The following is a 22,337-nucleotide window of genomic DNA, read 5'->3' as shown; positions in this document are numbered from 1 at the left end:
TTCGCAAGCAACACACAAATCTATTGCATACCCATTCGCTGGAGCGTGAACCGAAAGGTAAACGACCTGGCTACCGAATTTCTTGACGACCATAGAGCATTGGAACCACCTGATCCCATCCCGAACTCAGCAGTGAAACGATGCATCGCCGATGGTAGTGTGGGGTTTCCCCATGTGAGAGTAGGTCATCGTCAAGATTAAATTCCGAAACCCCTATCTGCGTATGCAGGTAGGGGTTTTGTTTTGTCTGCAGGAAAGTTCGTACAGCATTACCGGACAGCTCCCGGCTGTCACAGTCTCCCGACAGTGCTAAGGTTCGGCCCTAGCGTTTGTATTTTCCCAAGGAAGCCTTTATGCCGGACGCCATGTCCCTCAACGCTGCTTTTATGGTGGTTCAAAGCAACAGTCTGAATGAACTGCGCAGCCTGGTGATCAGCGTAATGCGGCGTTATCCGCTGGCCCCCCTGGAAAACGAAATCGCCCTGGTGCAGAGCAATGGCATCGCGCAATGGCTTAAGTTGGCACTGGCTGAAGATCCGGAAGAGGATGACATGGGCGGCTGCGGTATTGCAGCAGCCATCGACGTGCAGTTACCCGGTAGCTTCATGTGGCAGCTCTATCGCATGGTCCTTGGGCGGGATGAAATCCCGGTCAAATCGTTGCTCGATAAAGCGCCACTGACTTGGCGTCTGATGCGCCTCCTTCCGCAACTGATCAACCAGCCGCACTTCGAGCCGCTGCAGCGCTTCCTGACCCATGACGCTGATTTGCGTAAGCGCTACCAGTTGGCTGAGCGACTGGCCGACCTGTTCGACCAATACCAGGTCTACCGGGCCGACTGGCTAGAAGACTGGGCAGAAGGTCGTCATCAAATACGCAATGGCAGAGGCGAAGCAAAGCCCCTGGCCTCGGCCAACTGCTGGCAAGCGGAGTTATGGCGAGCGCTGTTGCTGGATGTGGGCGAGGAAGGCATGGCGCAAAGCCGTGCTGGTGTTCATCAGCGGTTTATAGAACGCATTAACAGCCTCGACGTCGCACCCAGCGGATTGCCTGCACGGGTGATCGTTTTCGGGATTTCTTCTCTGCCCGCTCAAGCCCTCGAAGCGCTCGCGGGACTGGCCCGTTTCAGTCAGGTTCTGCTGTGTGTACATAATCCTTGTCGTTACCATTGGGCCGACATCGTCGCCGATAAAGACCTGCTACGGCATCAATACAAGCGCCAGGCCCGCAAGAGCGGAATGCCCGTTGTGCTCGACCCGCAAACGCTCCACCAGCATGCTCATCCGCTGCTGGCTGCCTGGGGCAAACAGGGACGGGACTACATCAATCTTCTCGACAGCTATGACGATCCCAACAGCTATAGCTCGGCATTTCGTGACGGACGTATCGACCTGTTCAGCGACAATCAGCCAAAGAGCATGCTCAATCAACTGCAGGACGACATTCTCGAATTGCGTCCACTGAGCGAGACGCGAGAATGCTGGCCAGCTGTCGATCTGGAGCAAGACGAGTCGATCCGTTTTCACATCGCCCATAGTGCCCAGCGTGAAGTAGAGATCCTCCATGATCAGTTGCTCGCACGCTTCAGCGCTGATCCGGACCTAAGGCCTCGCGACATCATCGTGATGGTTCCGGACATCGACAGTTACGCACCGCATATTCGCGCCGTGTTCGGTCAGCTTGAACGTCAGGATCCACGTTTCATTCCATTCACGCTCGCGGATCAAGGCCAGCGTGGTCGCGATCCCCTGCTGATTGCCGTCGAACACCTGCTTAAACTCCCCGATAGCCGTTTCCCCGTCAGCGAGATTCTCGACTTGCTGGACGTTCCCGCATTACGTGCCCGCTTTGGCGTTGAGGAGCGTGACCTGCCGACGTTGCACCGCTGGATCGAAGGGGCCGGCATCCGCTGGGGAATGAATGCCGAACAGCGTGCGGGTCTGGGATTGCCTGAAGCGCTGGAGCAAAACAGTTGGCGATTTGGCCTGCGCCGAATGCTGCTGGGTTATGCGGTGGGCAGTGCGAATGCGTGCGAAGATATCGAGCCTTACGACGAAATTGGCGGTCTGGATGCCGCACTTATCGGACCTTTGGTGGCCTTGCTGGATGCGTTGGAGATTGCCCACCAGGAACTGACTCAACCTGCACCACCCAAGCAGTGGGGTGTGCGGTTGCAAGCACTGGTGCAGCTGTTCTTTCAAGCCAGCAACGAGCACGACGACTACTTGCTGGCCCAGCTCGAAGAGTTACGCGAAACCTGGCTCGATACCTGCGAGTCCGTAGGTTTGCATGATGATTTACCGTTGACCGTTGTTCGGGAAGCCTGGCTGGCCGGACTGGATCAGGGCCGCCTGTCCCAGCGTTTTCTGGCCGGTGCCGTTAACTTCTGCACCTTGATGCCGATGCGGGCGATCCCGTTCAAACGGGTCTGTCTGCTGGGCATGAACGACGGCGACTATCCACGTGCGCAACCACCGCTGGATTTCGATCTCATGGGCAGTGACTACCGCCCTGGTGATCGGTCTCGCCGCGAAGATGACCGTTATCTTCTGTTGGAAGCACTACTGTCGGCGCGTGATCAGCTCTACATCAGCTGGGTTGGCCGTAGCATTCGGGATAACAGTGAGCGCCCGGCCTCAGTGCTGATCGGCCAATTGCGTGATCATCTCGCCAGCGGCTGGCGACTACGCGATGAGGACAAGGACCTGCTAAAGGCCATGACTCAAGAGCACCCATTGCAACCCTTCAGCGCTCGTTACTTTCATGAAGGTGACGCGCTGTTCAGCTACGCCAATGAGTGGCAGGTACTTCATCGTGTCACTGATCAGGTGGCTGACGTCGAAGTACTTGAGGCTTACGTACAGGAGGAGCCGCTGAGCCTCGGTCAATTGCAGGACTTCGTGCGCAATCCCGTGCGGCATTTTTTCAGTCAGCGCCTGAAAGTGTTTTTCGAAGCGGCTGAAGTGCCGTTGGCCGATGAAGAACCCTTTGTCCTCGATGCGCTGCAACGCTATACCCTCAGCGACAGCTTGCTTGCGGCGGCTCTGGGACGCATTGATCACGCCGATCAGGCACTTGACGATCAGGCCAAACGCCTGCAAAACAGTGGGCTGTTGCCCATGGCGGGATTCGGCGAATGCCTTCAGCGTGAGTTGATCGAGCCGTTGCCGGATCTGCTGCAGCGCTATCAACAGCTCCTGGCGTTATGGCCGACGCCGCTTACCAGCGCTCTGCCAGTGAATCTTGAGTTGGAAGGACTGCGCCTTGAAGGTTGGCTCAGTGGCCTGCACCAGCGTGCAGACGGTGGTTTGCTGTCGGTCACTACCATCCCCAACAGCATTGGCTCAGTCAAAACCCGAAAATGGCACCGTTTGACGCGGCCTTGGGTCAATCATCTGGTTGCCTGCGCCAGCGGCATACCGATGGCCACCGCGCTAGTAGCCAGTGACGACAGCCTGCTGCTGGAGCCGTTGGAGAAGGGCGCAGCACTTAAAATGTTGGGACATCTCCTGGAAGCCTGGCAGGCGGGCATGCGTCAACCCCTGCCGATTGCAGTAAAAACAGCCTTCGCCTGGCTTGGCCAGACCGAGCCGCTGAAAGCCGAAGCCGCTGCCCGTAAAGCCTATGAGGGCGATGGTCAGACCACTGACGGAGAACGCCGCGAAAGCCCTGCACTCACCCGGCAGTTTGCTGACTACGATGCACTGCTCGCCGACGAGACATTCCCCGACTGGTGCGACGCGTTGTACAAACCGATGCTTGAAGCCCCCTGGCGTTCACTGACCAGCGAGGAGGCTCGTTCATGACCACAAAAACACCTCTGGCGCTGGCCTTCCCACTGCGCGGCAGCCAACTGATCGAAGCCAGCGCCGGGACCGGCAAGACCTTCACCATTTCCGCGCTTTATCTACGCCTTGTCCTGGGGCACGGCAGTGAAGTGAGTGGTTTCGGGCGTGAGCTGTTACCGCCGCAAATCCTCGTCGTAACCTTCACCGATGCCGCCACCAAAGAGTTGCGTGAACGTATCCGCACGCGCCTGGCCGAGGCTGCGCGGTTCTTCCGTGATGAGACAACAGCGCCGGATGGCCTCATTGCCGAACTGCGTGATCAGTACCTGCCCGAACAATGGTCAGGCTGCGCAAACCGTCTGGACATCGCCGCGCAATGGATGGATGAGGCGGCTGTCTCGACCATCCACAGTTGGTGTCAGCGCATGCTGCGCGAACATGCGTTCGACAGCGGCAGCTTGTTTACCCAGACCCTGGAAACCGATCACAGTGATTTGCTGGGCGAAGTCCTGCGTGATTACTGGAGGCTGTTCTGTTATCCGATGCAAGGCGATGCGCTGAACTGGGTCCGCAACAATTGGGGCGGTCCGGCCGCGCTACTGCCGCGCGTGCGCGGTTTGTTCGCCAGCGAGCGCGACAGTGTTGAAGGAAAAGAGCCGGCCGAGCTGATCAACGAATGTTTGCAGGAACGACGAAGCGCGTTGCTTGAACTCAAGATGCCTTGGCGCCAATGGGCGGACGAGTTGCTGGTCATCTGTCATCAAGGCGTTGCGAGCAAGAGTGTCGACGGTCGAAAAATGCAGGCGCGCTATTTCGAACCCTGGTTCGAAAAAATCAAAGCCTGGGCCGAAGATGAAGCGCTTGAACAACTGGACATCGGCACCGGCTTCACTCGTCTGACGCCTGATGGCATGGCCGAAGCCTGGAAGGGCGAAGTGCCTCGTCATCCAGGATTGGACGCAATGCCCGGTCTCAAGGCCAGCCTCGATGGACTGCCGACCCCCGATGCCGCGGTTCTGCAACATGCCGCACATTGGGTTGGAACACGGTTCGAGGAAGAAAAGCGTCGTCGCGCGGAGATGGGCTTTGATGACATGCTGCTGCGCCTGGATGCTGCTTTGCAATCCGAAGGAGGCGAGCGCCTGGCCACCTTGATTCGGGAGCAGTTCCCGGTCGCGTTGATCGACGAATTCCAGGACACCGACCCGGTGCAATACCGGATCTTCGAAAGCATCTATCGCATCGAAGACAACAACCCAGAGTGCGGCCTGTTCCTGATTGGTGACCCGAAACAGGCGATCTATGCGTTCCGTGGCGCCGACATTTACACCTACCTGCGCGCCCGTCAGGCCACCACCGGTCGACTGCATACGTTGGGCACCAACTTCCGCTCCAGCCATGGAATGGTCGGTGCGGTGAATCACGTATTCGAACGCGCCGAGTCTCGTGACCTGGGGCGCGGAGCGTTTCTGTTTCGGGAAAAAAATGGCGACAACCCCGTACCGTTTTTGCCTGTCGAGTCCCAGGGGCGCAAAGAGGTTCTGCACGTAGAGGGGCAAGTGGTGCCGTCCCTGAACATCTGGCATTTGTCCGCAGAACAACCACTGTCCGGCGCGGTGTACCGGCAACAATTGGCTGCCGCCTGCGCCAGTGAAATCACTGCATTGCTCAACGGTGGACAACAAAGGCGGGCGGGGTTCGTCGAGAATGGCAAGGACTTCAGGGGCCTGCTCCCGGCCGATATCGCGATCCTTGTACGCGATGGTAAAGAAGCTCAAGCGGTGCGCGGCGAACTCTCGGCTCGAGGTGTGCGCAGCGTCTATCTGTCGGACAAGGACTCGGTGTTCGCCGCACAAGAAGCTCACGACGTGCTGACCTGGCTCAAGGCCTGTGCCGAGCCCGATGTCGAGCGGCCACTGCGCGCCGCGTTAGCCTGCATCACGCTGAATTTGTCGCTGGCTGAACTGGAACGATTGAATCAGGACGAGCTCGCCTGGGAAGCACGGGTCATGCAATTCCGTGGATATCGCGAGCTTTGGCGCAAGCAAGGCGTGCTGCCGATGCTGCGACGTTTGCTGCATGACTTCCAGCTACCGCAAGCATTGATTGCACGCAGCGACGGGGAGCGCGTACTGACCAACCTGCTGCACCTGTCCGAATTGCTGCAGCAGGCTGCGGCCGAGCTCGACGGCGAGCAGGCGCTGATTCGACACTTGTCCGAGCATCTGGCGTTGTCCGGCCAGGCTGGTGAAGAACAGATCCTGCGCCTGGAAAGCGACGAACAACTGGTCAAGGTCGTGACCATTCACAAGTCCAAGGGACTTGAATATCCCTTGGTGTTCCTGCCCTTCATCTGTTCGGCGAAACCGGTGGATGGCAGTCGTTTGCCGCTGCATTACCACGACGAAAACGGCAAGGCCCAGGTGAGTTTGAAGCCGACTGCCGAGTTGATTGCCTTGGCCGACGATGAGCGTCTGGCCGAGGATCTGCGCCTGCTGTATGTCGCCCTGACTCGCGCGCAACATGCGTGCTGGCTCGGCGTGACGGATCTCAAACGCGGCAATAACAACAGTTCGGTGCTGCACCTGTCGGCGTTGGGTTACCTGTTGGGGGGTGGTTTGCCATTGGCCGAGTCGGCAGGCTTGAAACGCTGGCTGGAAGACTTGCAGCAGGACTGCCCGGCGCTGACTTACGTTGAAATGCCACAAGCCACCGCCGAGCATTACCAGCCGCCGCAAAACCAGGCGACCTTGCTTGCGTTGCGCGTCCCCAAACGCAAGGCCAGTGAAAACTGGTGGATCGCCTCGTACAGCGCCTTGCGCATTGGCGACCGTTTGAGCGTGGGCAGTGACGAAGCCCCTGAGAGTCCGCAAGCGCAAAAGCTCTTCGACGACGAACGCCTCGATCCGCACGCTCCACGAGAAGTGATGGCCGGTGGCGGTGATATCCATCGATTCCCCAGAGGCCCTAACCCCGGCACCTTTCTCCATGGTTTGCTGGAATGGGCCGGCGACGAAGGTTTTTCCGCCACCCCGCAAGCGATCGAAGACGCGATTGCCCGGCGCTGCAACCGCCGTGGCTGGGAAGGCTGGATCACTACGCTGAGCGATTGGCTGCAGCATTTGCTCAAGTCCCCGCTGCGCCTCGGCGGCGGGCCGGCACCAGTGATTTTCGAGCAACTGACTCAGTACCGCGTCGAGATGGAGTTCTGGTTCGCCAGCCATAAAGTCGACGTGCTCAAACTGGATGAACTGGTGTGCCAACACACCCACAACGGCGTCGCCCGAGTGGCGGCCGAACCGGTCTTGCTTAATGGCATGTTCAAGGGCTTTATCGACCTCACCTTCGAGCACGATGGCCGCTATTACGTCGCCGACTACAAATCCAACTGGCTGGGTGTTGATGACGCGGCCTACACCGAACAGGCCATGGAACAGTCGATTCTCGATAACCGCTATGACCTGCAATACGTGCTGTATCTGTTGGCCTTGCACCGGCAACTCAAAGCGCGGCTTGTCGACTACGATTACGACCGGCATGTCGGAGGCGCGGTCTACCTGTTCCTTCGAGGTACACGTGCCGCCACCCAAGGCGCGTATTTCGCCCGCCCACCCAAAGAGTTGATCGAACGACTGGACCGAATGTTCCAGGGCAAGCCAGAACCCAAGGCCGAACCCGCGTGGGAACAGGGAGTACTGCTATGAGTCGCACCTTCGCCGATTTGCTGCCCACACCCTTGGCGGCCGAAAGCCTGGCGGATCTGACGCCATTGAGTCGTGCCGATGACCTGCTGCTGTTACTGACGCGCTGGGTTGAAAGGGGCTGGTTGCGAGCGCTGGACAAGGCCTTCGTCGCCTTCCTCCACGAACTCGCTCCCGACGATGATCCGTTGGTGCTGCTCGCGGCCGCGCTGACCAGTCATCAACTGGGCCACGGCCATGTGTGTCTGGACTTGTTCGAGACGCTGAAAGAACCGGATTTCGCCCTGTCGCTACCCCCTGAAGGTGATCTGCACAGTGGTGCGATGGTATTGCCGTCGCAATTGCTTGAAGCGCTGGACGGAGCCCATTGGTGCAAGGTTCTGGCGTCCAGCAATCTGGTGGCGCTGGCCGCAGATGGTCGTGAATCTGCGCAATCGCGGCCCTTGGTTTTATCCGGCAAGCGTCTATACCTGCGCCGCTACTGGGCTTACGAAAGACGCATCGACGATGCCCTGCGCCTGCGCTTGGCTGAACACGAAACGACACCGGATGATTTACCCCAACGCCTGACCGGTCTGTTTGGCTCCGCCAAAACCGGTGAAGTGATCGACTGGCAGAAACTCGCCTGTGCCTTGGCGACCCGCAGTGCGTTCAGCATCGTGACCGGCGGCCCTGGCACCGGCAAGACCACCACCGTCGTGCGCTTGCTGGCATTGCTTCAGGCGCCCGCCGTGGAGGCCGGAAAACCGCTGCGCATCCGGCTTGCCGCACCTACCGGCAAAGCGGCGGCCCGGCTCACGGAGTCCATCAGCCAACAAGTCCGGACCTTGGCCGTCGCCGAATCGGTTCGCGGCCAGATCCCGTCTGACGTCACCACTGTGCACCGTTTGCTGGGCAGTCGTCCCGGCACGCGACACTTCCGCCATCACGCCGGTAATCGCTTGCCGCTGGATGTGCTGGTGGTGGACGAAGCGTCAATGATCGACCTTGAAATGATGGCCAACCTGCTGGATGCGATGCCGGCCCACGCGCGACTGGTGTTGTTAGGGGACAAGGATCAGCTGGCATCGGTGGAGGCCGGCGCTGTGCTGGGCGACCTGTGCCGGGATGCCGAGGCGGGTTGGTACAGCCCGCAGACTCGCCAGTGGCTGGAAGCGGTCAGTGGTGAAAGCCTGGAAGCCAGTGGTTTACAGGCTGACACCCAAGGCGCTCATCCACTGGCCCAGCAAGTGGTGATGCTGCGTCATTCGCGCCGGTTCGGCGAGGGCAGTGGCATTGGTCAACTGGCTCGGTGGGTCAATCAGCAACAACCCGAACAAGCCCGCAAGTTGTTGGCGGCTCGAAGCCACGACGACGTGTTTTCCCTGTCACTCAAGGGTGAGCAAGACCGGGCGCTGGAGCGCTTGTTGCTCGAAGGCCATGGCGAAGGACCGCAAGGCTATCGCCACTATTTGAATCTTCTGCGCAGGCAGCGGCCAGCGCTCGACAGCCCGCTCGACGATGCACGCTGGACCGAATGGGCGCGAGAAGTGTTGCAGGCCTTCGACGCTTTCCAGTTGCTGTGCGCCGTCCGTAAAGGGCCGTGGGGCGTGGAAGGGTTGAATCAGCGAGTGACCGCCGCATTGCTCAAGGCCCGACTGATCGACAGCGATCAGCAGTGGTACGAAGGGCGACCTGTATTGATGACCCGTAACGATTATGGCCTGGGGTTGATGAACGGTGACATTGGCATCGCCCTCAAACTGCCGGAGCGTGAGGGACCCGAAGCAGGCAAGCAGGTGTTGCGCGTGGCGTTCCCACGCAATGACGGCCAGGGCGGCGTACGTTTTGTTCTGCCGAGCCGGCTCAACGATGTCGAAACCGTCTACGCCATGACCGTGCACAAATCCCAGGGCTCGGAATTCGCCCATACCGCGCTGATTCTGCCGGATGCCCTGAACCCTGTGCTCACCAAGGAACTGATCTACACCGGGATCACCCGGGCCAAGCACTGGTTCACCTTGATCGAGCCGCGTGCCGGTGTCTTCGAAGAGGCCGTGCGGCGCAAGGTCAAGCGCTTGAGTGGGTTGATGCTGGAACTGGAAGAGGGTTTTACACCGAGCCTTTGATTGATCGCCGACTAGTCGGCGAACAACATCTCCCGGCTTTCACCCATCAACAGGCCGTGATTCTGTTCAGTGACCGAGCGGATGTAATCCCACAACAGGGTGATTCGCTTGAGCTTCCTCAGGTCCTCCCGGCAGTACATCCAAAATTGCCGAGTAATGTTGATCTCCTGCGGCAACACCGGCAGCAGCCGTGGGTCCTGGGCCGCCAGGAAGCACGGCAGAATCGCCAGCGACCGCCCCTGCTGCGCCGCCACGAATTGCGCGATCACGCTGGTGCTGCGCAAATTGGCGCTGGCGCCGGGCAATACGTTCGCCAGATACAACAGCTCTGAGCTGAATGCCAGATCGTCGACATAACTGATGAATGAATGCTTGCCCAAGTCTGCCGGACGGCGGATCGGTGGGTGTTTGTCCAGATAGTCCTGGGTCGCGTACAGCTGTAATCGGTAGTCACAGAGTTTGCAGCAGACGTACGGCCCGTGTTCCGGACGCTCCAGGGCGATGACGATGTCGGCTTCGCGCTTGGACAAGCTGATGAAGTGCGGCAGCGGCAGGATGTCGACGGAGATGGCCGGGTAGGCGTCGACGAAATGACTCAGTTGCGGGGTGATGAAAAAGCTGCCGAACCCTTCAGTGCAACCCATGCGCACGTGACCGGACAACGCCACCCCGGACCCCGAAACCTGCTCGCAAGCCATGTGCAATGTGCTTTCAATGGACTCAGCGTAACCCAGCAACCGCTGACCTTCAGCGGTCAGGACAAAACCGCTGGTCCGGGATTTCTCGAACAACAAAGTCCCCAATGCCGCTTCCAGCGAACTGATGCGCCGCGACACGGTGGTGTAGTCGACTGCCAGGCGCTTGGCCGCAGTGCTGGCCTTGCGGGTGCGGGCGACTTCGAGGAAAAACTTGAGGTCATCCCAGTTCAACGAGCCTAAAGACGTGATGTTTTTTTGCATGATGGACCGGCTTTTATGTGCGTTCTTATTAGAAGTTTGCACATCTATACTCCAAAAACAGTCCCACAACCAATTCGCGGCACACGCCTCATCTCAAGGCGACTTTCTCGCCTTGGCTCCCAAGATAAAAACAAGCATCCGGAGACCCACATGAACGCTTCGCTCACGCCTAACGAAACCACTGTCCAAACGGTAAAGCTGTTGATCGATGGCCAGTGGGTCGAATCCAAAACCACCGAATGGCACGACATCGTCAACCCGGCGACCCAGCAAGTGCTGGCCAAAGTGCCGTTTGCCACCACTGAAGAAGTCGACGCCGCGATCAGCGCTGCCCATCGCGCCTTCCAGACTTGGAAGCTGACGCCGATCGGCGCGCGGATGCGCATCATGCTCAAGCTCCAGGCGCTGATTCGTGAACACTCCAAACGCATCGCCGTGGTCCTGAGCGCCGAGCAAGGCAAAACCATCGCCGACGCTGAAGGCGACATTTTCCGTGGCCTGGAAGTGGTCGAGCACGCGTGCTCCATCGGCAGCCTGCAAATGGGTGAATTCGCCGAGAACGTTGCTGCCGGTGTTGATACCTACACCCTGCGCCAGCCAATCGGCGTGTGCGCCGGCATCACCCCGTTCAACTTCCCGGCGATGATTCCGCTGTGGATGTTCCCGATGGCCATCGCCTGCGGCAACACCTTCGTGCTCAAGCCGTCCGAACAGGACCCGATGTCGACCATGCTCCTGGTGGAACTGGCCATTGAGGCCGGTGTTCCAGCGGGCGTACTGAACGTCGTGCATGGCGGCAAGGATGTGGTCGACGCACTCTGCACGCACAAAGACATCAAGGCTGTTTCCTTCGTCGGTTCGACCGCAGTCGGTACTCACGTCTACGACCTGGCCGGCAAGCACGGCAAGCGCGTGCAATCGATGATGGGCGCGAAGAACCACGCTGTGGTGCTGCCGGATGCCAATCGCGAACAAGCACTGAATGCCCTGGTCGGCGCCGGTTTTGGTGCGGCGGGTCAACGCTGCATGGCTACGTCCGTGGTGGTGTTGGTGGGCGCGGCCAAACAATGGTTGCCGGACCTGAAAGCGCTGGCGCAGAAACTGACAGTGAATGCCGGCAGCGAGCCGGGCACTGACGTCGGCCCGGTGATCTCGAAAAAAGCCAAGGCGCGGATACTCGACTTGATCGAATGCGGCATCAAGGAAGGCGCGAAACTGGAGCTGGACGGTCGCGAGATCACGGTTCCGGGTTACGAGAAGGGCAATTTCGTGGGCCCGACCTTGTTCTCCGGCGTGACCACCGACATGCAGATCTACACCCAGGAAATCTTCGGCCCGGTGCTGGTGGTACTGGAAGTGAATACGCTCGATGAGGCGATTGCGCTGGTCAACGCCAACCCGTTCGGCAACGGCACGGGCCTGTTCACCCAGAGCGGTGCGGCGGCGCGTAAATTCCAGAACGAAATCGACGTCGGTCAGGTCGGCATCAACATTCCGATTCCAGTGCCAGTCCCATTCTTCAGCTTCACCGGTTCGCGCGGCTCCAAACTTGGTGACCTCGGCCCGTATGGCAAGCAAGTGGTGCAGTTCTACACTCAGACCAAGACCGTCACCAGTCGCTGGTTCGATGACGACAGCGTCAACGACGGTGTGAACACCACCATCAACTTGCGTTAAGGAGCCGGACATGAAAATCGCATTTATCGGTCTCGGCAACATGGGCGCCCCGATGGCGCGCAACCTGATCAAGGCCGGTCACGCCTTGCGTCTAGTCGACTTGAACAAAACCGTTTTGGCAGAGCTGGAGCAACTGGGCGGCAGCATCAGCGCTTCGGCCCGTGAAGCGGCGCAAGGCGCGGAACTGGTGATCACCATGCTCCCGGCCGCTGTGCATGTGCGCAGCGTGTGGCTGGGTGAAGACGGCGTTCTCGCCGGTATCGGCCAAGGTGTACCGGCCGTGGATTGCAGCACCATTGATCCACAGACCGCACGCGATGTGGCCGCCGCAGCCGCCAAACAGGGCGTGGCCATGGCCGATGCGCCGGTTTCCGGTGGCACCGGCGGTGCGGCCGCCGGGACGCTGACCTTTATGGTCGGCGCCACCCCTGAACTGTTCGCCACCCTGCAACCGGTGCTGGCGCAGATGGGCCGCAACATCGTTCATTGCGGTGAAGTCGGCACCGGGCAAATCGCCAAGATCTGCAACAACCTGCTGTTGGCGATTTCCATGGTTGGCGTCAGCGAAGCCATGGCGCTGGGGGATGCCCTGGGGATCGACACGACCGTGCTGGCCGGGATCATCAACAGTTCTACCGGACGTTGCTGGAGTTCGGAGATGTACAACCCATGGCCGGGCATCGTCGAAACGGCGCCGGCCTCGCGCGGATATACCGGCGGCTTCGGTGCCGAATTGATGCTCAAGGACTTGGGGCTGGCCACGGAAGCCGCACGTCAGGCGCATCAACCGGTGGTACTCGGCGCGGTGGCCCAGCAGTTGTATCAGGCGATGAGCCAGCGTGGGGAAGGGGGCAAAGACTTCTCAGCGATCATCAATAGCTATCGCAAACCGCAGTAAAAGAGCGGCTGCGGGAAGTCGGTCTTGAAGTTGAAGGCCTGTGGGAGCGAGCCTGCTCGCGAAGAGGGCGTGTCAGTCGACATTAACGTTGGATGACACACCGCATTCGCGAGCAGGCTCGCTCCCACAGGAGTTGCATCGGCCCTATCTATCGACATTTACCGGGAGATCACGTCGGGTGATCTCCCGGTTTTTTGCTTCAGGCAAACACGAAATACTTGCGCACGGTTTCAACCACTTCCCATGTGCCTTTCATCCCCGGCTCGATGACGAAAATGTCGCCGGCACGTAGATGGATCGGCTCCTTTCCTTCCGGGGTAATGATGCAGTAGCCCTCGCGGAAGTCGCAGTATTCCCACTTCACGTATTCGACATACCACTTGCCTGGCGTGCAGATCCAGGTGCCCATGATCTTGCTGCCGTCTTCGCTGGTGTAGGCGTTGAGGTTGACGGTGTGCGGGTCACCTTCGAGTTTTTCCCATTTGCAGGCGTCAAGCACCGGCAGTGGATGAGTATCGCGAAGGACGGTAATCGGTGCGGTCATGTGGACTCCGGGCAGCGGGTTCAAGAACTGAAGTGGCACCCTATAGCGCCCGTGCACCGGTCAGTTGTCTGAACTCGACATCGAAGTGTCCAGAAACGCGCGATTCGGCTACTAAAGGCTCAAGGCGTGTAACAACGCCTTCGCGTAGCCGGGCAGCGCTTCAAAGTCCCGAGCGCAGAGCAGCAGTTTGCGTTGCGCCCAGGGTTCATGCAGGGCCGTCCACCTGAAAGGCCGTTCCCCCGGCCAGCGTTCGACGGCTGCCAGGGGCACGATTGCCAACCCGGCACCGCGAGCGACCATGCGCATCACGCCCTCGAAACCGTCAGTGCGGATGCGGATTTGCAGGCGTGAGCCGATGTGCAGGGCCTGTTCTTCGAGGTACACCGCGAGGGCACTGTTGGTGTTCAGTCCTATGTAATCGTGGTGCAAGGTGTCGCTGAAACTTAAGGATTCGTTGTCGGCCAACGGGTGATCTCGCGGAAGAATCAGCACCAGAGGATCGTCGCGAAAGGCGCGGGTCTGCAGGTCGTCGGTATCCACGGCGTCGGACACGATGCCGAGGTCTGCCGCACCCTGGCGCAGCGCGTGGGTGATGCGCGCGCTGGGCAGCTCCTGCAGATCGATATCGAGGTTTGGGTGCTCGTGCAGAAAATCGGCGAGCAACTCCGGCAAGTATTCGGTGATCGCGGTGGTATTGCACAACAACCGTACCTGACCTTTGACCCCCTTGGCGTATTCGGCCAGGTCCTGTTGCATGCGTTCGGCTTGTTGCAGCAGCGCCCGGGCGTGTTTGGCCAGGGCTTTGCCCGCCGAGGTCGGCGTGACGCCGCGCCGACCTCGCAGCAGAAATTCGATGCCGAACGAAGCCTCCATGGCGCGGATTCTCGCGCTCGCTGCTGCCAGGGACAGATGACTGCGCGCGGCACCGGCGGTGATGTTGCCGCTGTCGAGGATGTTCAGGTAGAGGCGCAGGTCGGTCAGGTCGAAGTGCATTGGCAACCTCTAGATATGTGTTGTCTGGACGGACCCCTTCGCGAGCAGGCTCGCTCCCACAGGTGACCGGGTTCTCATTGGAGAAATGCGATCCACTGTGGGAGCGAGCCTGCTCGCGAAGGCGTCCTTCAAAACGACGAATTTTTAAGCCTATTGCTCAACAAGAGGCAGCCTCAGTATATGGCAGATTTTCACGAGGCTAATCCAGGCTCAGGATAGCCCCATGAATACACTCGCCGCGTTCTATCAAAACCTCGGCCTGGCTCTGTCGTTACTGGTCATCGCCACGTTCCTGCTGGCCGGCATGATCAAAGGCATCATCGGCCTCGGCTTGCCAACGATTGCCATGGGGCTGTTGGGTCTGGCTATGGCTCCGTCGCAGGCTGCCGCGCTGTTGATCATCCCCGCGACCCTCACCAATGTCTGGCAACTGGCATTCGGCGGGCACCTGCGCGGGTTGATCAAACGTCTATGGCCAATGCTGCTGGCGATCTTCATCGGCACAGGCGCCGGCACGTTGTGGATCGGCATGGTGGGAGGGCATTGGGTCGTGCGGGCGTTGGGCGCGGCGTTGTTGCTCTACGCGTTTAGCGGATTGTTCCTGCCGACCTTGCGTGTCGGCAGTCGCACAGAACCCTGGCTCGGACCCCTGTGCGGCGTGCTGACGGGCATCATCACTTCGGCCACCGGCGTCTTCGTGATTCCTGCCGTGCCTTACCTTCAAGCGCTCAATTTGAGCAAGGACGAACTCGTGCAGGCGCTGGGCTTGTCGTTCACCGTTTCGACCCTGGCGCTGGCCGCCGGCCTGTGGTGGCGCGACACCCTGGGCGGTGGTGAATTGAGCGCGTCGTTGCTGGCGCTGATCCCGGCAGTGCTCGGCATGTGGCTGGGCCAATGGCTGCGTCAGCGGATCAGCGCCGTATTGTTCAAGCGTGTGTTCTTCATCGGCCTCGGCGTGCTCGGCGGCCACTTGTTGATCAGCGGTTAGCGGACGACGGGCTGAGCATGTCGATGGCGCGGATTTCGAAGTCCTGTTCCAGGTATTCATCGCGCTGGTCGAGGAACTGCTTCATGTGCGGCAGATTCGAGTGCACGTCCAAGTGGGCCTGGGACTGCCAGATCTCGTAGAAGATAAACAGTGTCGGGTCCTGTTTGTCGCGCAGCATGTGGTACTCGATGCAACCGGGCTCGGCGCGGCTGGCTTCCACATAGCCGCGGAAAAACGCTTCGAAGGCGTCGGATTTTTCCGGGCGGGTCTTGGCGTTCAGGATGAAGCCTTGCATTTCACTCATCAGAAATCTCCTCAAGTTAAGAATCGGCGCAAGTCTATGGCAACAATCACTTGGCTATTCGTGCGTATTGGTCAAAAGAGTTTTGTGCATTCGGGGCTTATTGCGCGCGAGACCAGTCGCTAACCTGCCGCCATCCAGTTTCTGACCTTCCGAGATTTCTCATGAAAAAAGTCCTGTTGCTCGATGGCGGCAAAAAATTCGCCCACTCTGATGGCCGCTACAACACCACCCTGCATGAAGCCGCGCTGAGCGTGCTGGACCGCGGCGGCTTCGATGTGAAAGCCACTTTCATCGACGAGGGATACGACGTCGCCGAAGAAGTCGCCAAATTTCTCTGGGCGGACGTGATCATCTATCAAATGCCGGGCTGGTGGATGGGCGCGCCATGGACCGTGAAAAAGTACATCGACGAAGTCTTCACCGAAGGCCATGGCAGTCTCTACGCCAGCGACGGCCGCACCCGCTCCGACGCCTCACAGAAATATGGCAGCGGCGGACTGGTGCAGGGCAAGCAGTACATGTTGTCGCTGACCTGGAACGCGCCGCAGCAAGCCTTCGACGATCCGACCGACTTCTTCGAAGCCAAAGGCGTAGACGCGGTGTACTTCCCGTTCCACAAGGCTAACGAGTTTCTCGGCATGACCGGGTTGCCGACATTCCTCTGCGTTGACGTGATGAAACGCCCGAATATCGAAGCCGATGTGGCGCGTTATGAGCAGCATTTGACCGAGGTGTTTGGCCTGTCCGCTTGAGGTTCCTTTTGCCCCGCATCCAGTTACTATCAAGCCAGTTTTTGAATGAGGGGCAGTTGTGAAAGCCAGATCCGATGAGTTGCAGATATTCGTCTGCGTGATTGAGTGCGGGTCGATTTCCGCTGCGGCCGAACAGGTCGGGCAAACGCCTTCGGCGGTCAGCCGCACGCTGTCACGGCTGGAAGCGAAACTCGATACCACGCTGATCAACCGCACCACGCGGCGCATGGACCTGACCGAGGAGGGCAAGTACTTCTTCGAGCACGCCAAGCGGATTCTCGATCAGATGGATGAACTCGAAGAACGCCTGAACTCACGCCAGCAAACCCCGTCCGGGCGCTTGCGGATCAACGCCGCTTCACCGTTCATGCTGCACGCCATCGTGCCCTACATCGACGAATTCCGCAGGCTTTACCCGGACATCCAGCTGGAACTAAACAGCAACGATTTGATAATCGACCTGCTGGAGCAAAGCACCGACATCGCCATCCGCATTGGCACGCTCTCCGACTCGACCCTGCATGCACGCTCTTTGGGTTGCAGCCCGCTGCACATCGTCGCCAGTCCGGCCTACCTTGAGCAACACGGTACGCCGCAGGCGGTTGCGGATTTAAGTGAGCACGCATTGCTGGGATTCACCCATAACGAAGGCCTAAACCAATGGCCGTTGCGTTATGTGCACGGTGATCGCTGGCCGATTCAAGCGTCGATCAATGCCTCCAGCGGCGAGACCATCCGGCACTTGGCGCTGGAAGGCCAGGGCATTGCCTGCCTGTCGCACTACATGACGATCGACGACATCCGTGCCGGCCGTTTGCAGGTGCTGCTGGCGGATTTCAATACCGGTTATCGCCAGCCGATCAACGCGGTGTACTACCGTAACTCGCAGCTGGCCCTGCGGATTCAGTGCTTTCTGGACTTCATTCAGGGCAAGTTGGCGGCTTATGCGAATTCAGACTTCAAGGGCTGATTCGTGATCCCTGCGCAAGAGTGAATTGGGTCAGAGGGGATTTTTCGTCAGTGATCACTCCTCGATACTCGTTGCATCACTTATTCACGTAGGGAATTTCTCCATGAACGTATTCGTCACCGGCGCCGCCGGTTTTATCGGCGGCTCCATCGCCACCGGCCTGATCCGGGCTGGCCACAAGGTCACCGGCCTCGTTCGCAGCCAGGAACAAGCCAATGAACTGAGCGTGTTGGGCATCACTGCGGTGATCGGCACGCTTGACGACAGCGCACTGCTCGCCGAACAGGCCCGCGCTGCCGACGCCGTAATCAACGCCGCCAGCAGCGACCATCGTGGCGCGGTGCAAGCCTTGCTCGACGCCTTGCGCGGCTCCAACAAAGTGTTCCTGCACACCAGCGGTTCGAGCATTGTCGGTGATGCCTCGGGCGGCCATTCCAGTGACGTCATCTACTTCGAAGACAAGCTGCCGGAACCGACTGTCGACAAGGCCGCTCGTGTGGCCATCGACAACCTGATCCTCGCTGCAGCACAGGACGGCGTGAACTCGGCCGTGATCTGCAACACCCTGATCTACGGCCACAGCCTGGGCGTCAACCGCGATAGCGTGCAACTGCCCCGCTTGGTGAAGCAGGCACGTAAAAGTGGCGTGGTCCGGCATGTCGGCCCGGGGCAGAACATCTGGTCCAACGTGCATATCGAAGACGTGGTGTCCCTGTACCTGCTGGCGCTGACCAAAAACGTACCGGGCACGTTCTACTTCGTCGAAAGCGGTGAAGCGTCGTTCATCGACATGACCACTGCCATTGCTCAAGCGCTGGCGTTGGGTGCGCCGCAAGACTGGCCGTTGAAAGACGCCGAAGCCGAGTGGGGGTATGAAATGGCCAACTATGGTTTGGGTTCCAACAGTCGGGTGCGCGGGAAAAAGGCGCGTGAATTGCTCGGTTGGGTGCCGAAGCGGGTGTCGGTGATTGAGTGGATTCGGGACGAGATGGTTTGAGTTCGCCTTAAACTGCGTCATCGTTCATCGCGGGCAAGCCACGCTCCCACAAGGGATCTGTGTTCGACGCAGATCCCCTGTAGGAGTGAGCCTGCTCGCGATGGCGTTTTCAGCAGCCCAACAACTGGCCGGGCCGGCCTCAATTCCGTAACATCCCCCCTCTTTTCCTGCTACTTCCTGCGTGCAAATCCCATGAAACCAAAACGCCTAAGAGCCGATGTCCTGGCCGGGCTTACGACCTCTTTTGCCCTGCTGCCCGAATGCATCGCCTTCGCGCTGGTGGCCCACCTCAATCCGTTGATGGGGCTTTACGGGGCGTTCATCATTTGCACCCTGACCGCACTGTTCGGCGGGCGGCCGGGCATGGTGTCGGGCGCTGCCGGTTCGATGGCCGTGGTGATCGTCGCGCTGGTGGTGCAACACGGCGTGCAGTATTTGCTGGCGACCGTGTTGCTCGGCGGGTTGATCATGCTGGCGTTCGGCTTGCTCAAGCTGGGCAAGCTGGTGCGCATGGTCCCGCATCCGGTGATGCTCGGTTTCGTCAACGGCCTGGCGATCATCATCGCCTTGGCGCAGTTGGAGCATTTCAAGAGCGGTGACACCTGGCTCAGTGGTACGCCGTTGTACATGATGACGGGGCTGGTGGCAGTGACCATGGCCATCGTTTACCTGCTGCCGCGTCTCACGCGCGCCGTACCGCCGGCACTGGTGGCGATTCTTGGCGTGGGCCTGGCAGTGTATCTGCTGGGCTTGCCGACCCGTACATTGGGCGATATGGCGCACATTGCCGGTGGCTTGCCGACGTTTGCATTGCCAGACATTCCCTGGAGTCTCGAAACCCTGCGCATCATTGCTCCTTACGCGATTTTGATGGCGCTGGTCGGCCTGCTGGAGACCTTGCTGACCCTGAACCTGACCGACGAAATCACCGAGAGCCGTGGCTTCCCGGATCGCGAATGCGTGGCGCTGGGTGCAGCAAATATGGTCTCTGGCGTGTTCGGTGGCATGGGCGGTTGCGCGATGATCGGTCAGACGATGATAAACCTCAGTTCCGGTGGGCGCGGACGGTTGTCCGGGGTGGTGGCCGGGGTGATGATTCTGTTGTTCATTCTGTTTATTTCGCCGCTGATTGAGCGCATCCCGCTGGCGGCGCTGGTCGGGGTGATGTTTGTGGTGTCACAGCAAACATTCGCCTGGGCCTCGCTTCGGGTATTGAACAAAGTGCCTTTGAACGACGTGTTGGTGATCATTGCCGTGACGGTGATTACCGTGTTCACCGATCTGGCCACTGCGGTGCTGTGCGGAATCATCATCGCGGCGCTCAACTTTGCCTGGCAGCAGGCTCGGCAGCTTTACGCTGACAGTCATCTGGAAACCGACGGCAGCAAGCTCTATCGAGTGCATGGCACGCTATTCTTTGCCTCGACGACACCCTTCCTGAATCAATTCGACCCAGCCAATGATCCTGCCCAGGTGACGCTGGATTGCCGTCATTTGAGCTTCGTCGATTACTCGGCCATTGCTGCGCTGAATGCGCTGCGCGAACGCTACGCCAAGGCCGGCAAGCACCTGCGGGTGCTGCACTTGTCGGAGCGCTGCAAGAAACTGCTGAAACGTGCGCGCGTGAATCACGACTGAGAGTGAACTCGGCAGGTGGACGATTACCTGCCGCTGGGAGACTGACATGATGTACGACACGCTGATACGCAATGCCCTGATCATCGACGGCAGCAACCGCCCCGGCTACCCCGCCGACGTGGCGATCCTGAACGGCCGCATCGAGCGCATCGCAGACTTGCACGATGCCACCGCCACCGAAGAAGTCGACGCCGCTGGCCGCGTGCTGGCGCCGGGTTTCATCGACGTGCACACCCATGACGACACCGTGGTGATCCGCCAGCCAGAGATGCTGCCCAAACTCAGCCAAGGCGTGACCACGGTGATCGTCGGCAATTGCGGTATCAGTGCTTCGCCGGTGAGTTTGAAGGGCAATCCACCGGACCCGATGAACCTGCTCGGCACTGCTGCGGCGTTTGTTTATCCGACGTTCCGCGACTACCGCGCGGCGGTCGAAGCGGCGAATACCACACTGAACGTCGCCGCACTGGTCGGCCACACCGCCCTTCGCAGCAATCACCTCGATGACCTGTTTCGCACCGCTACGCCGGACGAAATCAGTGCGATGCGTAAGCAACTGCGCGAAAGCCTTGAGGCCGGCGCGTTGGGTTTATCCACAGGCCTGGCGTACGCCAGCGCGTTCTCAGCGTCTACCGATGAAGTGATGCAACTGACTGAAGAACTGAGCGCATTCGGCGCGGTGTACACCACTCATTTGCGCAGTGAATTCGAGCCGGTGCTGGAGGCGATGGACGAGGCTTTTCAGATCGGTCGTCATGCGAAATCCCCGGTAATCATTTCCCACCTCAAATGCGCGGGCGCCGGTAACTGGGGACGCAGTCCGCAACTGCTGGCGTCCCTTGAACACGCGGCGAAAACCCATCCGGTGGGCTGCGATTGTTATCCCTACGCGGCGAGCTCTTCGACGCTCGACCTCAAGCAAGTCACCGACGCTCATCGCATCACCATCACCTGGTCCACGCCGCACCCGCAGATGAGCGGTCGCGACCTGATGGACATCGCCGCCGAGTGGGGCGTGCCGTTGCTCGACGCCGCTCGACAGCTGCAACCGGCTGGCGCGGTGTACTACGGAATGGACGAGGCAGACGTGCGAAGAATCCTCGCGCATCCGCTATCCATGGTCGGTTCCGACGGCTTGCCGGAAGACCCGTTCCCGCATCCGCGGTTGTGGGGCGCATTCCCACGGGTGCTCGGACATTTCAGTCGCGATGTCGGGTTGTTTGCGCTGCACACCGCGGTACACAAAATGACCGGGCTGTCGGCGGCGCGGTTTGGCTTGAAGGAACGCGGCGAAATCCGTGAAGGGCATTGGGCTGATCTGGTGTTGTTCAATCCAGTGACCATTCGCGACGTGGCGGACTTCAACGATCCGCAACGGGCGGCAGAAGGGATCGACGGCGTGTGGGTCAACGGCGTGTTGAGTTACAGCGAAGGGCGGGCGAACGGTAAAAGGGAAGGGCGGTTTCTGGCGCGGGAAGGCGATTTGCGTGATGGGTTTCGGTGAGCATTTTTTAGTGGTCCGTCACACTGATGGCACATTGCAATTAAAGAAAGCCACCCCCAAGCCGAAGCGCTGACAATCGGCCCAGCTACAATGGGTGTCTTTTCAGTCAGGGAGTAACTGCATGAGTTTCGGTAAAACCACCCCGATCCTGCGGATTTTCGATGAAGCCAAGGCGTTGGAATTCTACGTCGACTTCCTGGGCTTCAAGATCGACTGGCAACATCGCTTCGAAGCGAATTTCCCGCTGTACCTGCAAGTCTCCCGTGGCGAATGTGTGCTGCACCTGTCTGAGCACCACGGCGACGCCACGCCGGGTTCGGCCCTGCGCATCGAGACCGATGAACTGGAAGTCTTCCAGCAACAACTGCTGGCCAAGCAATACACCTTTTCCCACCCACAGATTCAGGCCATGCCGTGGGGCAGCCAGGACATGACCATCGCTGATCCGTTCGGCAATCGGTTGGTGTTCACCAACGCGATCAGCCTTTGAGCTGAAAGCGCCCTAAACGCAAAGAA

16 protein-coding genes and 1 rRNA gene are annotated in these 22,337 nt (G+C 59.6%); 13 read left to right on the top strand and 4 right to left on the bottom strand.

What is annotated here, in order from left to right:
• Positions 1 to 81 precede the first annotated feature (81 nt).
• From rrf to recD, 4 genes are all read left to right on the top strand, one after another.
• Positions 82 to 197 (top strand): 5S ribosomal RNA (rrf, locus tag AC1DWM_RS24125).
• A 156-nt stretch (positions 198 to 353) separates the two neighbouring features.
• Positions 354 to 3,806: an exodeoxyribonuclease V subunit gamma gene (gene recC, locus AC1DWM_RS24120; protein WP_477796319.1), complete on the top strand. Its 3,453-nt coding sequence runs from the start codon at positions 354 to 356 to the stop codon at positions 3,804 to 3,806.
• Entirely contained in the window at positions 3,803 to 7,492 is a 3,690-nt protein-coding gene (gene recB, locus AC1DWM_RS24115; RefSeq protein WP_477796318.1) for an exodeoxyribonuclease V subunit beta, read from the top strand. The genes recC and recB overlap by 4 nt, the downstream gene beginning before the upstream one ends.
• Complete coding sequence (gene recD / locus AC1DWM_RS24110) at positions 7,489 to 9,597, top strand: exodeoxyribonuclease V subunit alpha (RefSeq protein WP_477796317.1); 2,109 nt, start codon at positions 7,489 to 7,491, stop codon at positions 9,595 to 9,597. The genes recB and recD overlap by 4 nt, the downstream gene beginning before the upstream one ends.
• Before the next feature lie 11 nt (positions 9,598 to 9,608).
• On the opposite strand, the gene AC1DWM_RS24105 is transcribed toward recD, so the two are convergent.
• Positions 9,609 to 10,556, bottom strand: a complete 948-nt coding sequence (locus AC1DWM_RS24105) for a LysR family transcriptional regulator (protein WP_477796316.1) — start codon at positions 10,554 to 10,556, stop codon at positions 9,609 to 9,611.
• Between the two features lie 150 nt (positions 10,557 to 10,706).
• Here AC1DWM_RS24105 and AC1DWM_RS24100 point away from each other — a divergent pair, with 150 nt between their 5' ends.
• Entirely contained in the window at positions 10,707 to 12,233 is a 1,527-nt protein-coding gene (locus AC1DWM_RS24100) for a CoA-acylating methylmalonate-semialdehyde dehydrogenase (RefSeq protein WP_477796315.1), read from the top strand.
• Between the two features lie 10 nt (positions 12,234 to 12,243).
• On the top strand, positions 12,244 to 13,131 hold the full coding sequence (gene mmsB / locus AC1DWM_RS24095; RefSeq protein WP_046031847.1) for a 3-hydroxyisobutyrate dehydrogenase: 888 nt from the start codon (positions 12,244 to 12,246) through the stop codon (positions 13,129 to 13,131).
• A gap of 199 nt (positions 13,132 to 13,330) precedes the next feature.
• Here mmsB and AC1DWM_RS24090 read toward each other — a convergent pair whose 3' ends face one another.
• Both AC1DWM_RS24090 and AC1DWM_RS24085 read right to left on the bottom strand, forming a co-directional pair.
• Entirely contained in the window at positions 13,331 to 13,675 is a 345-nt protein-coding gene (locus tag AC1DWM_RS24090) for a cupin domain-containing protein (RefSeq protein WP_007946320.1), read from the bottom strand.
• Between the two features lie 111 nt (positions 13,676 to 13,786).
• Positions 13,787 to 14,668, bottom strand: coding sequence for a LysR substrate-binding domain-containing protein (locus AC1DWM_RS24085; RefSeq protein ID WP_477796314.1), 882 nt, complete (start codon positions 14,666 to 14,668; stop codon positions 13,787 to 13,789).
• 223 nt (positions 14,669 to 14,891) lie between these two features.
• On the opposite strand from AC1DWM_RS24085, the gene AC1DWM_RS24080 reads away from it, so the two are divergent.
• Positions 14,892 to 15,656 carry a sulfite exporter TauE/SafE family protein gene (locus AC1DWM_RS24080; RefSeq protein WP_477796313.1) on the top strand — a complete coding sequence of 255 codons (765 nt, stop codon included), beginning with the start codon at positions 14,892 to 14,894 and terminating at the stop codon, positions 15,654 to 15,656.
• On the opposite strand, the gene AC1DWM_RS24075 is transcribed toward AC1DWM_RS24080, so the two are convergent.
• Positions 15,646 to 15,960 carry a putative quinol monooxygenase gene (locus AC1DWM_RS24075; protein ID WP_223518386.1) on the bottom strand — a complete coding sequence of 105 codons (315 nt, stop codon included), beginning with the start codon at positions 15,958 to 15,960 and terminating at the stop codon, positions 15,646 to 15,648. The genes AC1DWM_RS24080 and AC1DWM_RS24075 overlap by 11 nt on opposite strands.
• 161 nt (positions 15,961 to 16,121) lie before the next feature.
• Here AC1DWM_RS24075 and mdaB point away from each other — a divergent pair, with 161 nt between their 5' ends.
• The 6 genes from mdaB (at position 16,122) to AC1DWM_RS24045 (ending at position 22,311) form a co-directional block, all read left to right on the top strand.
• A complete protein-coding gene (mdaB, locus tag AC1DWM_RS24070) occupies positions 16,122 to 16,712 on the top strand; it encodes an NADPH:quinone oxidoreductase MdaB (protein WP_477796312.1) in 591 nt (196 codons plus the stop codon).
• Between the two features lie 58 nt (positions 16,713 to 16,770).
• On the top strand, positions 16,771 to 17,682 hold the full coding sequence (locus tag AC1DWM_RS24065; RefSeq protein WP_477796311.1) for a LysR substrate-binding domain-containing protein: 912 nt from the start codon (positions 16,771 to 16,773) through the stop codon (positions 17,680 to 17,682).
• 103 nt (positions 17,683 to 17,785) lie between these two features.
• A complete protein-coding gene (locus AC1DWM_RS24060; RefSeq protein ID WP_477796310.1) occupies positions 17,786 to 18,679 on the top strand; it encodes an NAD-dependent epimerase/dehydratase family protein in 894 nt (297 codons plus the stop codon).
• Between the two features lie 192 nt (positions 18,680 to 18,871).
• Positions 18,872 to 20,317 (top strand): SulP family inorganic anion transporter, encoded by a 1,446-nt coding sequence (locus AC1DWM_RS24055; RefSeq protein ID WP_477796309.1) that lies wholly within the window; start codon positions 18,872 to 18,874, stop codon positions 20,315 to 20,317.
• Between the two features lie 46 nt (positions 20,318 to 20,363).
• Positions 20,364 to 21,821: an N-acyl-D-amino-acid deacylase family protein gene (locus AC1DWM_RS24050; protein WP_477796308.1), complete on the top strand. Its 1,458-nt coding sequence runs from the start codon at positions 20,364 to 20,366 to the stop codon at positions 21,819 to 21,821.
• A 121-nt stretch (positions 21,822 to 21,942) separates the two neighbouring features.
• Positions 21,943 to 22,311 carry a glyoxalase superfamily protein gene (locus tag AC1DWM_RS24045; RefSeq protein ID WP_223518374.1) on the top strand — a complete coding sequence of 123 codons (369 nt, stop codon included), beginning with the start codon at positions 21,943 to 21,945 and terminating at the stop codon, positions 22,309 to 22,311.
• Positions 22,312 to 22,337: the final 26 nt, after the last annotated feature.

The organism is Pseudomonas sp. P4_C8, from assembly GCF_056401975.1.
This window is presented reverse-complemented; position numbering and strand designations above follow the sequence as displayed.